The following is a 15903-nucleotide window of genomic DNA, read 5'->3' as shown; positions in this document are numbered from 1 at the left end:
TATAAGACTATGGCTTTTTTATATGAGGATACTCAAAACGAATTTTTAATAAAATGGATACAGAGTGAACTCACATTTGACGAGTATATGGACTTTATTAATTCTCAATTATATAAAAACCTTGTAATTTCTAAGACAGAAAATAAAACATTTACAAAACACCCTAAATGAATCAGGACAACAATAATTTTCTAGGAAGGTGGTTAGCAAACGATCTTTCTGAGAAAGAGAAAAAAGACTTTGAAACTAGCCAAGAATATTTGGCTTACAAGGATATTCTACGAGGTGTCGAAAAATTTGAACGTCCTGTATTTGATATAGAAACTGGGCTTAAAAAACAAAAAGAATTTAATAAAACATATGTAGACACTCCTAAATCTAAGGTAATCAAACTACGTACCTGGATATATTCTGCTGCAACTGTAGCGGTTATTTTATTTGGCTTAAAGACCATGTTTTTTAATACAACTAAAGTTAGTACTGCAATGGCAGAAACTAAAAATTGGACCTTACCAGATAATTCCGTAGTAACACTCAACGCTGATTCTTCTATAGAATATGATCAAAATTCTTTCCTTGAGGATAGAACTCTTATATTAAAAGGAGAAGCTTTTTTTGATGTAGCCAAAGGATCTCAATTTACAGTCAACACAAAAAACGGAGATGTAACAGTATTGGGAACAGAATTTAATGTATACTCAAGAAACACAACTATAGAAGTACATTGTTTTGAAGGAAAGGTATCTGTAAGCAATAGCAAAAATACTACAATCCTAACTCCTGGAAAAGGTACTAAATCACTAAACAACCAAACATTCACTCCATTAGAGATCAAAGAATCCAAACCTGGTTGGATACAGCAAAAAAGCACTTTTAATCAAGTAAGATTAGCTAGAGTCATAGCAGAGCTAGAGAGGCAATATGATGTTACATTTACTGCAAATGACATAGATACAAACCGTTTGTTTTCGGGGTTTTTCACCCATACAGATCTAAATAAAGCACTGAAAACTTGTTTTGAACCTATGAATATTAGTTATATATTTAAGAACTCAAAAAATATAGAACTAAAAAATAAGTGAGGTTTTTCAAACTAATTATATTTTTATTTTTTTTATGTCATATCTGTGTTTATTCTCAAGAAGTTAATATACCTACCACTTCAGAAAAACATCCATTAACTACCATTTTAGAAGAGTTTAAAAACCAACATGAACTCAGTTTTTCTTATGATGTTAATGCAATTAAAGACATTTCGCTAACAATAAAAAAAGAAGTTATATCTATAGTAACGCTGCAGGAAATTATAGAAGGACAAACTTCATTTCTACTACAGCAAGTGAATCCTTCAGATTATATTCTGGTTACCAATACCAAAGTAATTGATATTTGCGGGGTAGTTATTGATGCTACATCGACTTATGAACTAGGAAAAGCTACTATAACTAGTGCCAATAAAACTATTGAACTTACCGATAACCAAGGTGTTTTCAAACTACAAATGCATCCTTATGACTCCATTAGTATTACATATCTGGGATATAGAGATCTAACTATAAAGATATCAGAGTTTTCTGCTACAAGTTGCGATACTATCAGATTGCAACCTGAGATTCAAAATCTCAGTGAAGTATTAGTAAAAGAATACTTAACTGGTGGTATTCAAAAAAATCAAGATGCTGCAATTAGTGTCTCTAGCAAAAAGCTTAGAATTCTTCCAGGTCTTGTGGAACCAGATGTGCTTCAGAGTTTACAATTATTGCCTGGTATCAATAGTCCTACTGAGGATCCAGCAGGGTTGTACATTCGAGGTGGTACGCCTGGTCAAAATCTAGTGTTATGGGACGGGATCAAAATGTATCAAAATGGACATTTTTTTAATCAAATCTCTTCTTTCAATCCTTTTATAACTAATAAGGTAACAGTATATCGAGGAGGAACCAGTGTACGTTATGGAGATAGAATCTCTGGGGTTATCGTTATAGAATCTGATGATGATCTTACCGAAAAACTACAAGTTGGTAGTGGTCTTAATTTTACTCATGCAGATGCCTACATCAAACTACCTTTGTCCAAAAAATTGGGAATTATGGTGGCTGGAAGAAGATCAACTACAGATGCGTATCAAAACATTGCGTATAATAATTTAGTTAGAAAAGTGTTTCAGAATACCAGAGCAAATATTCCTGATGCGAATGAGGAACAAACAGCAGAGGAACGTTCTAGAGAAGATGATTTTTCTTTTTCTGATAGTAATTTCAAGATATTGTGGAAACCAAATGACAATAACATATTAAAATTCAGTTCTATTTTTGCTGAAAACCGACTTGATAACAACAAAACAATAGCTATACGGAATTCTGGAAATACATCTTCTGTTAAAGATGTTCTTAAAATAAGGAATCTAGGGTTAAGTTTAAACTGGGATAAAAAATACAACAATAACATCCATCAAAATATTAATTTCTATTTCTCATCCTATGATCAACGATATAATTTAATCGATGAGCGGGAAATTATGGATAACACCACCTTAGACAGTGAAATTATTACTAATACGGTAAAAGATATTGGAGGAGAATATGCACTGCACTTGCCTATTACTAAAAAACATTCAATCGATATTGGGTACCAGTTTACGTATAATCAAACGGGATTTGAATCAAAAAACTTTTTTTCTGATGGTTTTAGTAGCTTTGAAGACGAGTTTAGTATTAACGGAAATGGGACCAATCATACATTATACTCTGAGTATAAATATAAAACATCAAAAACATATATAAATATAGGTTTGAGAGGATCACAACTAAGTAATGTAAATTCTTTTTTTATAGAACCTCGTGTTTTTTCTTCTTATGAATTATGGGATAATTTTACATTAAACACTTCTGCTGAACTAAAAAACCAACAGCTTAATAATTACCTTACAAATAACAGCCCATTTGGAGAGGTTCAAGCATTACCTGTTTCTGATAATATTTGGATTCTTTCTAACAACTCTTTTGAAGGTGAAGGCATTGAAGGCACTCCCATACGTGTTTTAAAAAGTATGCAATTTACTCTAGGAGCTTTATATACTTATAATGGCTGGAATTTTGACATGGAAGGATATTATAAAAAAATAACAGATATATCCTCATTAAGTGATTTTATTTTAGATCTCGCATTACCAGACGAGGATGATACTGTAATATTTTATGGAGAAGAAGAACGGATAGGAATAGATTTCTTAGTAAAGAAAAGGATTAATAATTATAGGTTTTGGGCTAGTTATTCATTAAGTAAAACCATTAGCTCGTTTCCGCTAATACAAGATTCATATTACCGTGGAAATTTTGATCAACGCCACGTGTTTAATCTCTCTCAAACCCTAAAGGTCAATCATTTCGAATTTGCTTTAGGCTGGAATTATGCCACAGGAAGACCTTTTACACGATTATTTAGAGATGATGATGATCTGGATGGAACCATCACAGATCCAAGGGGAATTAATTCCAGCAGATTTAAGGATTATCATCGATTAGATACTTCTGTTGTGTATCGATTCAAATTAGATAAAGAAAAGGATTGGAATGCGATGATAGGAATTTCTATAAGAAACCTCTATAACAGAAAAAATGTTATTGGTCAGAATTATCAGGAAAATGTTGATGGTGATTTCAATTTTTTTGTAGAAAGTCTTGATAATCAATCTTTGCGTTTTACTCCTGATTTAGTATTGCGCTTTAACTTTTAAATTATAAAAAAGAACAAAGCTGTATTGCTATACAACTTTGTTCTCTAATTATCGAAATATTAAATTCTAGCTAATATTTGTTTAAAATCACCTTCTTCATCTGTGGTTTCTACGGTCATAGTATTTCCTGAAAACGTGATCGTAGCTTCTACTTCATCTATTTCTGGTGTAATTTTATACTTATTATCTCCCAAGTTTTCCCAGGTACCTGTTAGTGTTTCTTCTAATTTACACGTACCGTTTTCCGCAATATAGCTAGTACTAGTAAGATTTTGATCATCCTTTATAGTTAATACATCTTGTAGAGTACAAGTTTCAACTGTTACCTCTATACCGTTCTCAAACTCTTGTGTTATTTTCCAACTACCAATAAATTTATCTTTTGTGTCTGCTGGTCCTGCATCATCATCTGTTTGACAAGAAGTTATACATATAGAAATACTTACTGCGAATAATAAAATGATTTTTTTCATGATTGCTTTTATGTTTATTTGTTTTATACCTCCTAAAACACACAAGCATTAAAACACCCTACTTTTTTTTTATTTTTTTACTGTTATAACCTCTATTCTTGGTATTCCCAGTATTTATTACATAGTAGAAAATAAAAAAGAACGCCTAAGGCGCTCTTTTTCTTCACACAAATCATCTTAATTTAGGGGCTTATTCTAAAATTAAAACTCACTTTTTATAAATGCTTCCATCTTGGGGAGAATGAAAGCGCTAACTCATTAACTCTGGTGTAAAGATACAGCTTTTTTTGAATTCACCAAACTTTTTGTGTATTTTATCTACTAAATGTGCTTTTTAACTAGTTAATTTTTTAAAATTATCAATATTGTAGGTTTTATCGTACAAAATTATTTGTTATGTTTTTACAAAAAAACTATTATTCTGTACTTATTTAAAAATATCTCACAAGGGCAATTTTTAAATAGTCCTTTGGTTTTGATTGTATAAAGATTCATCCATACCTAGGTTTAAGAATCAAAAATTAATTGTAAAACACTGAGAAACAGTACAACATAAAAAAAGAGCGTCTCCACGCTCTTTTTCTTCACACAAATCATCTTAATTTAGGGGCTTATTCTAAAAATTAAAACTCACTTTTTATAAATGCTTTCATCTTGGGGAAAATGAAAGTACTAACTCATTAACTCTGGTGTAAAGATACAGCTTTTTTTGAGTTTACCAAATTTTTTGTGCTTTTTATCTAAAAAATACGCTTTTAAACCGTTTTATTTTATTGTAATTACAAAAAAGTAGTCTTTTGCCTACATATTTAATATATCATTCTTACGAAAAATTCTATCAATCATTCTGTACTTATTTTGAAAGTATGTCATAAAAACAATTTTTGAATAGTGCTTTTTGGTTTGATTCAATAGAGATTTATCAATACCTAAGTTTAGAATTGAAAATTGATTGTAACCTTTGGGAAATAAATAATAGAACACAAAAAAGAGCGTCTCCACGCTCTTTTTCTTCACACAAATCATCTTAATTTAAGGGCTTATTCTAAAAATTAAAACTCACTTTTTATAAATACTTTCATCTTGGGGAAAATGAAAGTGCTAACTCATTAACTCTGGTGTAAAGATATAGCTATTTTTCGATTTACCAAATTTTTTATGCTCTTTATCTAAAATAAATGCGTTTTAACATTGTTTTAGATTCAAAAATATAAATTATGTAGGTTTTATCTTACTTTTAAAGTAATCTAAAAAATAAAACCTCATCAGCAATATAACCGATGAGGTTTTATTTTTTTCAATTTATATACTTAATACCCTAGTAACTCTTCTATCTTAGTTCTTACTTTTTCTGTAGAAGGGATCATTGTTTGTTCTAAAGTACTATTTAACGGGATTGCTGGCATATTCTCAGAGCCTATTGTCATTACTGGCGCATCCAAATACCTAAAGCATTCTTCTTGAATTTTTCCTGATAAGGCTCTGGCGAAGGAATTGTTAGTAGGCTCTTCTGTAACCACTAAGCACTTTTTAGTTTTCTTTACCGATTCCATAATAGTTGCTTCATCCAAAGGATACAACGTACGCAAATCTATAATTTCTACCGCATCTTTTATATCCTTTGTTGCATTCAGTGCCCAGTGCACTCCCATTCCATAGGTTACTATGGTCATAGTTTCCTTTTCATCTTGCGGCCATATTTGTTGTACAACATTAGCTTTTCCGAATGGTAATACATAATCTTCTGAGGGTTCTATGGTTCTTGCAGCATCTGTTCCTTTTACTTTGGACCAATATAATCCTTTGTGTTCTAAAATAACAACAGGATTAGGATCATAATACGCAGCTTTCATCAATCCCTTAAGATCAGCTCCATTACTTGGATATGCAATTTTGATCCCTCTGATATTTGTAACCACGGATTCAACTGAGGAAGAATGATACGGTCCTCCACTACCATATGCTCCGATAGGTACTCTTAAAATCATCGATACAGGCCATTTACCATTGGATAGATAACAAGATCTACTCACCTCAGTAAATAGTTGATTCAGTCCTGGCCATATATAATCTGCAAATTGTACTTCTACTATTGGTTTTAATCCCACTGCAGACATCCCAACAGTAGATCCAACTATAAATGCTTCTTGTATCGGAGTATTGAAGACTCTTTCATCTCCAAATTTTTGTGCCAACGTTGCAGCTTCTCTAAAAACTCCTCCTAATCTTCCTCCTACATCCTGACCATACAATAAACACTCTTTATGTTTTTTCATCAATTCTTCTACCGCGAACAGTGCACAATCCACCATAACGACTTCTTCTTTATCAGAAGGAGATCGTTCACCACTTTCTTCAGTGATTGGTGTTGGAGCAAAATCGTGAGTAAATAAATCTTCTGGCTTTGGATCTTCTGCTTTCATAGCTTCCTGAAGATCTTTTGTTACAGTTTCTTTTGCTTTGGTTTCAATCGTATTTACTTCATCTTCTGTAAAACCAGCCTGTAATAATTGATTACGTAATACTGGATATGGATCTCTAGAACGTGCTTCTTCTAGATCATCTCGATACCACTCCATTCGTACTCCAGATGTATGGTGGTTTAGTAAGGGTACCTTGGCATGCACTAATATAGGCCTTCTTTCTTCCCTTATAATTCGAATTGCTTCTTCTACAGCCAAATAACTTTCTGTAAAATTCGCACCGTCAATTGTAATTGCCTCTAATCCATGAAATCCAGCGGCATATTCATAGGCATTTTGAGCTCTGGTTTCTGCTTCATTAGCAGAGATATCCCAACCATTATCCTGAACAAGATATAATATCGGTAATTGCTTTAATGCAGCCATCTGGAAAGCTTCAGCAATCTCTCCTTCTGTAACCGAAGCATCGCCTAATGAGCATACAACCAGAGGTTGTTTTATCATCTCATTGTTGCTCGAATTACTATTTGAGGAATGTTCAATTCCAACCAATTCTTTATACTGCATCCCTAAAGCAACACCAGTAGAAGGAATCGCTTGCATGCCTGTAGCAGATGATTGATGTGGTATTTTTGGTTTATCATCATCTCGTAAACTTGGATGTGAATAGTACGTTCTTCCTCCTGAAAAAGGATCGTTCTTTTTTGCCAACAATTGCAACATTAAGTCATAAGGTCTCATTCCGATTCCCAATAACATCGAATCATCTCTGTAATATGGAAAAGCATAATCCTGAGGTAATAATTGCATAGCTACTGCTATCTGAATAGCTTCATGCCCTCTAGAAGTCGCATGTACATACTTAGACACCACTTTAAAATTTTCTTCATACAACTCAGTCATGCTTTTCGCTGTACAAAGGGTACTAAATGCTTTTTTTAATATTTCTTTCGCTATTGTTTTTTCAGCCAACATCTCTCTTTAATTTTTGATGTACGATTTATGAGTTACGATTATTCATAATCCTACATTATGTATTCATAATTAATACTTACCCTACTTTTTCTTCAATAGCTACTGGTACGATCCAACCAAATGTATCTTCTCTCTTCTGAACCTTCATTTCATCAAGCGTATTTTTTACATCCAAACTTACTGGATTATCATCGGATAATGTAATCACTTCATCTTTATACCCTATCGCTTCGATCATTGCAATTGCAACCGCTGTACCAGTTCCAAATGCCTCTTCTAAGGTTCCTTCTTCAGCATATCCTATCACCTCATCAATAGTAATCGCACGTTCTTCTACTTCAAAACCTTTATCTTTTAATAAAGTAATGACACTATCTCTGGTAATTCCTTTTAAAATAGAACCTGTGGTCGCTGGAGTGATAAACTTACCTTTAACTTTAAAAAAGATATTCATGGTACCTACCTCCTGAATATACTTATGCTCATTAGCGTCTAACCACAATACTTGATCAAACCCTTTAGCTTTTGCTTTTTCAGTTGGTAAAATAGCCGCTGCATAATTTCCTGCTGCTTTTGCTTCTCCTGTTCCTCCATCGGCAGCTCTTATATATTCGGTTTCCGCATATAGTCTAATCTTTTTCGTAAAAAAAGGTCCTGCAGGAGAACAGATTACAATAAACTTATAACTTGTAGCTGCACGCATCCCAATAAACGGTTCATCGGCATACATAAAAGGACGCAGGTACAGTGCACTTCCTTCTTGCGGAGGAATCCAATTGTGTTCTACAGCAACAATTTGTTTTACTGCCTCTACAAAAAGGTCCGTAGGAACAGACGGCATTCCCATTCTTGCGGCACTATGATTAAAACGTTTCGCGTTTTCCTCTGGTCTAAACAATAATGGAGTGTTATGGTGACCGACAGTAGCTTTCATTCCTTCAAAAATAGCTTGTCCATAATGTAAAGCCATTGCTGCAGGATGTGTAGGAATCATTGCCAAAGGTTCAATTCTTGGGCTCTTCCATACTCCATCTTCATACTCACATATAAACATATGATCTGTAAAAGCTTTACCTAACGGGATATTTTCAAAATCAATATCCTTTAGTTTAGAATCCGATGTTCTGGTAACTTTGATTTGTTGTCTCATTCCGATTTTATTTTGGGCGCATCCCCGATTCATACTTTTCGGGGTCGGGCTATCCGCTATATCTTTTCTATCTTACTTCTAGGCTCCGCTCGAAGAGCCAGAAAAGGATGTCGCTGCTATCCCTTACGCATTTACTATATTTCTCTATTTATATCAAAAGCTTCTAATTCATCTCCTATCTTACGTAAGAAGGAACCTCCTAAAAACCCATCTACTACTCTATGGTCAAAGGATAATGATAAATACATCATACTTCTGATTGCTATTTCATCACCTTTTTCTGTGGTAATTACTTCTGGTCTTTTCTTTATAATTCCTAATGCAAGAATGGCAACTTCTGGTTGATTTATAATTGGAGTTCCCATTAGACTTCCAAAAGTTCCAACATTAGAAATTGTAAAAGTACTACCTCCTATTTCATCAGGTTTCAATGCATTATTCCTTGCATTATTTGCCAAATGGTTTACATTTTTAGCTAAACCTAATAAATTCTTTTCATCTGTATTTCTTACCACTGGCACTATTAAATTGCCACTAGGTAATGCTGTTGCCATACCGATATTAATATCTTTATGTACAATAATTTTCTTCCCATCTACAGATACATTGATCAATGGATATTCTTGAATTGCCTTAGAAACCGCCTCTATAAAAATCGGTGTAAAGGTTAATTTTTCACCATGCTTTTCTAAGAACTCATGCTTGACCTTGTTTCGCCAATTAACCATATTAGTTACATCTACCTCTATATAACTAGTAACATGAGGAGAAGTATGCTTAGAATATACCATATGATCTGCGATCATTGTCCGCATACGATCCATTTCCACAATACGATCTTTTCCCTCTATATATGAAATAGGAGGTGCATTATAGGATGATTTAGATACTGGAGGTTGCGGTTTGCTTGGCAATGGATACCTTCTATTCTTAAGATAAAGTATGATATCACTTTTACGTATACGTCCACCGTCTCCTGATCCAGCTATACTTTGTACTTCTTCTATCGTAAGATTTTCTTTTTGAGCGATGCTTATAACCAGAGGAGAAAGAAAACCATCATTATCTCCGGAGTTCTTAATCTTGAATTCAGAATTTTTCGCCGTTATCGACTCTGCTCGAACTGACAGTTCTGGTTCTATTTGCTCTTTAGAATTAGAAGATTCATTTTTTTCTAGTTTTGAACTTTTATTTCCAAAACTCTGATCACTACTTCCTTCTATTACAGCAATTACTTGGCCAACTGTTACTACCTGATTAGGTTGAAAAAGCACCTCAGTAATAACTCCCGTGCAAGGTGCGGGGACTTCAGAATCAACCTTATCTGTAGCTACTTCTAATATCGTTTCATCTTCTTCTACAGTATCGCCTACATTCTTTAACCAATTAAGAATGGTAGCCTCTGATATACTTTCGCCCATCTTGGGCATTTTTAATTCTATTCTAGACATTGTGGTTAACTAATGTTTGTTAGCGTATGTTTTATATTATTTCTTTCCTAATTTTATGTCAGCCTAAGCCTGTCGAAGGCTATTTTGACACTATATCTTTTAATCACATTTCAATAAATTAAATGTGATATTAGTATATATCTATTTGTCTTTAAATTCTTCTAATGTTTTATAGAATGCTTCTTGCGTTGGTCGGTCCAGAGGAACTTCTCTTAATGGTTCTACCTCTCTCAATGACTCAAAGCAATCTGCAGGCAAGCGCTGATATAAACCTGTCCCTTTTGTTTTCCAGGCAATCATTTCATCACTTACTTCTTTAATTACTTTAGCAGGATTTCCTACAATCAAACTTCGTTTATTAAAGATAGATTTTGCTTTTATAAAAGACATTGCTCCTACAATACATTCATCTCCAATTTCTGCATCATCCATGATAACGCTATTCATTCCAATCAAACAATTACGTCCTAGATTAGCACCATGAATTACCGCTCCGTGACCTACGTGAGCACTTTCTTTTAACACAATAGATTTACCAGGAAACATATGTACTGTACAGTTCTCCTGAACATTCACTCCATCTTCAAGAATAATTTCACCCCAATCTCCACGTATCGCAGCTCCTGGACCTATATAACAATTCTTACCGATAATCACATTACCAGTTACAGCTGCTAACGGGTGTACAAAACTACTTTTGTGAACTACGGGTATGTATCCTTTAAAACTGTAAATCATCCTAATTTTAGATTTTTGAGTTACGATTTATGATTATATTGTATTTCAACAAACCGTCTATTCAAAATCATATATTATACATTACTTAAATCTCTTCAATGTTTCTTTTGTAAAATCAGATAATACTAATCTTCCACTTATTACGGCTCTATCCGCCAACATTGTATCCCAATGTTCTGTCCCTTCCCAAAACGCTTTCTTCATATCTCTCATTGCTTCGGGATTATATGTGCACAAATGTTGTGCAAATGCTTTTACCTCTGCATCCAACGTTTCTGTATCTTCAAAAACTTTTGTAAACAGTCCTTTATCCCTAGCCCATTCTGCATCATAAAACGAATTGGCATCAATTGCTATTTGTGTCATAGCAGACAACCCTATTTTACGCTCTACAGCTGGTCCTACTACAAAAGGCCCTATCCCTACATTTAATTCGCTTAACTTAATAGAGGCAAATTTTGTGGCCATACAATAATCTGTAGCAGATGCTACTCCTACTCCTCCACCAACGGTTTTACCTTGTACACGTCCAATAATAAATTTTGGACACGTACGCATTGCATTAATTACATTAGCGAAACCTGAGAAAAATACTTTCCCTGTTTCTGCATTGTCAATATTAATCAATTCTTTAAAACTGGCACCTGCACAAAAGGTTCTTGCACCTCCACTTTTTAGAACAATTACTTTAATTTCATCATTCTTTCCAGCATCAGTAATTGTTTGTGCTAGCTTAGCAAGAATATCACCTGGTAATGAATTATGCGCTGGATGAAAGAACTCTATAGTTCCTACTCCATTTTCTATATCTATGTTTACGTATGGTTGTGTCATAGTTTCTTCCCGCGTAGGCGGGAATCTTATTATTTAGTTTCTAAATATCTATTTTTAAACTTCTATTTAAATCATTCCAATCAGAATTATTCTGTTTGATAAGTTTAATCTTCCATTCTCGATTCCACTTTTTCATTTGTTTTTCACGAATATATGCCGCTTCTTTGGTATCATAATTTTCAAAATACACTAATTTATCCAGATTATATCTCGCAGAAAAAGTTGTAGGATGTACTTTATTTTCATGCTGATACATTCTTCTTTTCAGATCTTTTGTAACTCCTATATAAAGAACTCCATCTTTTTTATTTGTAATTATATATACACTCCAAACAGTCATTTTAACTTTGATTCAAAATAGATTCCCGCCTACACGGGAATTTTGAACAATTCAATCAAGTAAATTGAATTGTTCAAAATGATGATTTAAATGCTTTACATTGAGTAAATCCCATTCGAACTTATTCATTTCTCCAAAAACAGCATTTTTAGTAATTGCTTCAGGATTTTCTTTAAAATATAATTCAAATGAATCCATTGCTTCTACTAATTTTGCCTTGGCGGTATCTAAATCTGGATGTACCAAATCTTCTAATACTCCTTCTTTCATTAAAGGATGGTTATGTCCTTTTGGCATTGATTTATGATTATACACCATCTCCTGTACTTTCTCCAAATACTTTTCTGGTGTTGCTATTTCAAAATCTTGAATCTCTCCTGCACCAATACGTATTGTTTTCTCTACGTGTTCTAACATATGCTGTGGAGTCATCATTCCCCATTTAGGTTTATTACTTTCTGTAAGCTGAGCTAAATATCCTTCAATATTTGATCGATCTACTTGTACAAATGGTGATTTTTTTTGTACCATCGTTAAAATCGTAGCAATTGCTGCCAATTCATCTTCTTGGTCAAATACCTCTACAAACCATTTTACAATTCCACTTGGTAATTCTTTACCACGATGATCACGATCAATTTTCTGTTTACATGTCAATCGCACATATACGGTATCATTATGATATATAGGCCTTAAGAATCTACATTCTTCCAGTCCGTAGTTTGCTGCTACTGGTCCTTTATTAGGGTATACAAATAATCCTGCTGCTGCTGCTAAAATGAAATATCCATGTGCAGTTCTCTTTTCAAAAATGCTTCCTTCTAAAGAAGTGATATCGGTATGAGCATAGAAATGATCCCAAGTAAGGTTTCCGAAATTTATAATATCTGTATCTGTTACTGTACGTTTGTGAGTTTTTAAGGACATTCCTGGCTGAATATCTTCCCAATGATATGCAAACGGATGCTTGTCTGACTCTTTATATTTTGAGTTTGCTTGATAAATTCCTGTAACTTCAGTCAATGTTGTTGGGGTTCCTTGGATTGCACATCGTTGCATATAGTGTTTAATGCCTCGCATTCCTCCCATTTCTTCTCCACCACCAGCTCTTCCTGGACCTCCATGTGTAAGCATTGGTAATGGAGAACCATGACCTGTACTTTGTTTAGCATTCTCTCTATTACCCACTAAAATACGTCCGTGATGAGAGGCTGCTCCTACTATGTATTCTTTAGCAATCTGGTCATCAAATGTAAAAATAGAAGACACCAAAGATCCTTTACCCATCTGAGATAAAGTAATTGCATCTTCTAATGTATCGTAAGGCATTATTGTTGATACTGGGCCAAACGCTTCAATTTCATGAACACCCACATGTTTAAACGGATTGTCTTGTCTCATTAAAATCGGACTTACGAATGCTCCTTTTTGGGCATCCGCTCCTACTGTTTCAATTTTATCCAAATCTCCATACACAATCTGTGCAGTTTTAGCTATCTCGGCAACGTTATTTCTAAAACTTTCTACTTGTTGCTTACTTGCCAATGCTCCCATTCGAACTTCTTTCAATCGAGGGTCTCCAATGGTCACTTTGTCTAATTGTTTCCCTAGAGCTATTTGCACATCTTCAACAAGTTTTGACGGTACAATAATCCTGCGTATCGCTGTACATTTCTGACCTGTCTTCACGGTCATTTCTTTTCGTACTTCTTTCACAAACAGATCAAATTCTGGAGTTCCTGGTACTGCATCTTCTCCAAGAATACAAGCATTTAATGAATCCGCTTCCATTGTAAAAGGCACTGATTCTTCTATCAATCTTGGATGAGCTTTTAAAATTCTACCTGTATGTGCAGAACCTGTAAATGTAACTACATCTTGAGATTCTACCGTGTCTAATATATTCTTAGTCATTCCACTCAGTAATTGTAAAGACCCTTCTGGTAATATTCCAGAATCTACAATAACTCTTACTACAGCTTCTGTTAAATATGCTGTTTGTGGAGCAGGTAATACAACTGCTGGCATTCCTGCCATCCAATTGACAGCACATTTTTCTAACATTCCCCATATCGGAAAATTAAACGCATTGATATGGACTGCTACTCCTTTTTTAGGCACTAAAATATGATGCGCCATAAATCTTCCACCTCTAGAAAGATCAATTGGATCTCCTTCTACATGATATGATTGATTAGGAAATAATTTACGTAACGATGCGTTCGCAAAAAGATTCCCAAAACCACCTTCTATATCTATCCAGCTATCTATACGAGTAGCTCCTGTTCTATAGCTTAACTCATAAAATTGTTCTTTTCTTTTAGTAAGATAGAGTGCCAGTGATTTCAGCATGTTTCCTCGTTCCTGAAAAGTCATTTTTCTAAGAACTTCACCTCCTTTGGTTCTTCCATATTGTAAAACTTCAGGAATATCTAGCCCTTGTGTTGTGGATAATCCTATAGGATCTCCTGTAACTGCATCGTGCATTACTAATCCATCTCCTGAACCAGTAGTCCATGCTCCGTTAATGTAGCTTTCTAGTGTTTTCATAAATTAGAAATTTGTGTTTTCAATCACACAAGCATATCCTTGTCCAACTCCTACACACATTGTAATTAGTGCATAGCGTTTATTTTGTTCTTGTAATTCTAATGCTGCTGAGTAAGCAATTCTGGTTCCTGTTACTCCTAAAGGATGCCCAATTGCGATAGATCCTCCATTAGGATTAATTCTAGGATCATCATCTTTTAATCCCCATTCTCTTATACAGGCTAAAGCTTGAGAAGCAAATGCTTCATTTAACTCAATCACATCAATATCGTCCATAGTGATTCCTGCTTTTTCTAATGCTTTATTAGAAGCCTGAACAGGTCCTATTCCCATAATTCTAGGTTCTACTCCAACAACAGCTGAACTGACGATTCGAGCGATTGGGTTAAGATTATATTTTTTAACTGCTTCTTCGGAAGCTATTATTGTTGCTGCAGCGCCATCATTAAGTCCCGATGCATTTCCTGCTGTCACGCTTCCATCTTTTTTGAATGCTGGACGCAACTTACCTAATATCTCTTTGGTTGTAGTTGGTTTGATAAATTCATCCTTAGAAAATTGGATTGGATCTTTTTTTCTTTGTGGAATCTCTACAGTAGTAATTTCTTTTGCTAATCTTCCTGATTCTTGCGCTTTGGAAGCTTTCATCTGACTCCAATACGCAAAAGCATCTTGATCTTCTCTAGATATATTATATTTTTCTACTAAATTTTCTGCCGTAGTTCCCATTCCATCGGTTCCATATAACTCGTGCATTTTTTTATTTACAAAACGCCATCCAAAACTGGAGTCATACATTTTAGAATCGTTTCCATAAGCAGATGAAGGTTTTGCTATTACATATGGTCCTCTAGTCATATTTTCTACTCCACCTGAAATAAAAAGATCCCCATCTCCTGCTTTAATGGCTCGATTAGCCTGTACAATAGCGGATAAACCTGAGCTACACAATCGATTAATCGTTTCTCCAGGAACGGTAAACGGTAAACCTGCTAATAACAAAGACATTCTTGCGACATTACGGTTATCTTCTCCTGCTTGATTTGCACAACCCATAATCACATCATCATAGGCTTCTTTAGGGATATTAGGGTTTTTTTCAACTAATTCTTTAATTACCAAAGCTCCTAAATCATCTGTTCTGACAGCAGATAAGGTTCCTTTATAACTTCCAATGGGTGTTCTAACCCCATCTATTATATATGCTTCTTTCATATTTTAGTCTCTGAGTAT

Annotated in this window: 12 protein-coding genes; 3 read left to right on the top strand and 9 right to left on the bottom strand. The window is 34.2% G+C overall.

What is annotated here, in order from left to right:
* Positions 1–9: 9 nt before the first annotated feature.
* The 3 genes from QBK95_RS18890 to QBK95_RS18880 are packed head-to-tail and all read left to right on the top strand — an operon-like array spanning position 10 to position 3736.
* Positions 10–171 (top strand): hypothetical protein, encoded by a 162-nt coding sequence (locus QBK95_RS18890; RefSeq protein ID WP_280936127.1) that lies wholly within the window; start codon positions 10–12, stop codon positions 169–171.
* Complete coding sequence (locus QBK95_RS18885) at positions 168–1082, top strand: FecR family protein (protein ID WP_280936126.1); 915 nt, start codon at positions 168–170, stop codon at positions 1080–1082. The genes QBK95_RS18890 and QBK95_RS18885 overlap by 4 nt, the downstream gene beginning before the upstream one ends.
* Complete coding sequence (locus tag QBK95_RS18880; RefSeq protein WP_280936125.1) at positions 1079–3736, top strand: TonB-dependent receptor plug domain-containing protein; 2658 nt, start codon at positions 1079–1081, stop codon at positions 3734–3736. Before QBK95_RS18885 ends, QBK95_RS18880 begins: the two co-directional genes overlap by 4 nt.
* Positions 3737–3795: 59 nt before the next feature.
* On the opposite strand, the gene QBK95_RS18875 is transcribed toward QBK95_RS18880, so the two are convergent.
* From QBK95_RS18875 to pcaF, 9 genes are all read right to left on the bottom strand, one after another.
* On the bottom strand, positions 3796–4209 hold the full coding sequence (locus QBK95_RS18875; protein ID WP_280936124.1) for a lipocalin-like domain-containing protein: 414 nt from the start codon (positions 4207–4209) through the stop codon (positions 3796–3798).
* A 1310-nt stretch (positions 4210–5519) separates the two neighbouring features.
* Entirely contained in the window at positions 5520–7535 is a 2016-nt protein-coding gene (locus tag QBK95_RS18870) for an alpha-ketoacid dehydrogenase subunit alpha/beta (RefSeq protein ID WP_280936123.1), read from the bottom strand.
* 148 nt (positions 7536–7683) lie between these two features.
* Positions 7684–8757, bottom strand: coding sequence for a branched-chain amino acid aminotransferase (locus tag QBK95_RS18865; RefSeq protein WP_280936122.1), 1074 nt, complete (start codon positions 8755–8757; stop codon positions 7684–7686).
* A gap of 134 nt (positions 8758–8891) precedes the next feature.
* Entirely contained in the window at positions 8892–10208 is a 1317-nt protein-coding gene (locus tag QBK95_RS18860; RefSeq protein ID WP_280936121.1) for a dihydrolipoamide acetyltransferase family protein, read from the bottom strand.
* 141 nt (positions 10209–10349) lie between these two features.
* Positions 10350–10946, bottom strand: coding sequence for an acyltransferase (locus tag QBK95_RS18855; protein WP_280936120.1), 597 nt, complete (start codon positions 10944–10946; stop codon positions 10350–10352).
* Positions 10947–11027: 81 nt separating this feature from the next.
* Positions 11028–11780, bottom strand: coding sequence for an enoyl-CoA hydratase/isomerase family protein (locus QBK95_RS18850; RefSeq protein ID WP_280936119.1), 753 nt, complete (start codon positions 11778–11780; stop codon positions 11028–11030).
* Between the two features lie 40 nt (positions 11781–11820).
* Positions 11821–12120, bottom strand: a complete 300-nt coding sequence (locus QBK95_RS18845) for a GIY-YIG nuclease family protein (protein ID WP_280936118.1) — start codon at positions 12118–12120, stop codon at positions 11821–11823.
* A 51-nt stretch (positions 12121–12171) separates the two neighbouring features.
* The gene (gene paaZ / locus QBK95_RS18840) at positions 12172–14670 is read right to left on the bottom strand and encodes a phenylacetic acid degradation bifunctional protein PaaZ (protein ID WP_280936117.1); all 2499 of its coding nucleotides are present in this window, start codon (positions 14668–14670) and stop codon (positions 12172–12174) included.
* A gap of 3 nt (positions 14671–14673) precedes the next feature.
* Positions 14674–15885, bottom strand: coding sequence for a 3-oxoadipyl-CoA thiolase (gene pcaF / locus QBK95_RS18835; RefSeq protein ID WP_280936116.1), 1212 nt, complete (start codon positions 15883–15885; stop codon positions 14674–14676).
* Positions 15886–15903 lie beyond the last annotated feature (18 nt).

It is taken from the genome of Aquimarina mycalae (genome assembly GCF_029906345.1).
In the GTDB taxonomy this organism is placed as follows: domain Bacteria; phylum Bacteroidota; class Bacteroidia; order Flavobacteriales; family Flavobacteriaceae; genus Aquimarina.
Note: the sequence above shows the minus strand (reverse complement) of the source record. Positions and strands in the feature narration are given on the sequence as shown.

Excerpts from the sequence above, each read along its gene's own strand:
- QBK95_RS18870 (WP_280936123.1), bottom strand. The coding sequence starts at position 7,535 with ATGACTGAGTTGTATGAAGAAAATTTTAAAGTGGTGTCTAAGTATGTA.
- QBK95_RS18860 (WP_280936121.1), bottom strand. The coding sequence starts at position 10,208 with ATGTCTAGAATAGAATTAAAAATGCCCAAGATGGGCGAAAGTATATCA.
- QBK95_RS18850 (WP_280936119.1), bottom strand. The coding sequence starts at position 11,780 with ATGACACAACCATACGTAAACATAGATATAGAAAATGGAGTAGGAACT.
- QBK95_RS18845 (WP_280936118.1), bottom strand. The coding sequence starts at position 12,120 with ATGACTGTTTGGAGTGTATATATAATTACAAATAAAAAAGATGGAGTT.
- pcaF (WP_280936116.1), bottom strand. The coding sequence starts at position 15,885 with ATGAAAGAAGCATATATAATAGATGGGGTTAGAACACCCATTGGAAGT.
- QBK95_RS18875 (WP_280936124.1), bottom strand. The coding sequence starts at position 4,209 with ATGAAAAAAATCATTTTATTATTCGCAGTAAGTATTTCTATATGTATA.
- QBK95_RS18865 (WP_280936122.1), bottom strand. The coding sequence starts at position 8,757 with ATGAGACAACAAATCAAAGTTACCAGAACATCGGATTCTAAACTAAAG.
- QBK95_RS18855 (WP_280936120.1), bottom strand. The coding sequence starts at position 10,946 with ATGATTTACAGTTTTAAAGGATACATACCCGTAGTTCACAAAAGTAGT.
- QBK95_RS18885 (WP_280936126.1), top strand. The coding sequence starts at position 168 with ATGAATCAGGACAACAATAATTTTCTAGGAAGGTGGTTAGCAAACGAT.
- QBK95_RS18890 (WP_280936127.1), top strand. The coding sequence starts at position 10 with ATGGCTTTTTTATATGAGGATACTCAAAACGAATTTTTAATAAAATGG.
- paaZ (WP_280936117.1), bottom strand. The coding sequence starts at position 14,670 with ATGAAAACACTAGAAAGCTACATTAACGGAGCATGGACTACTGGTTCA.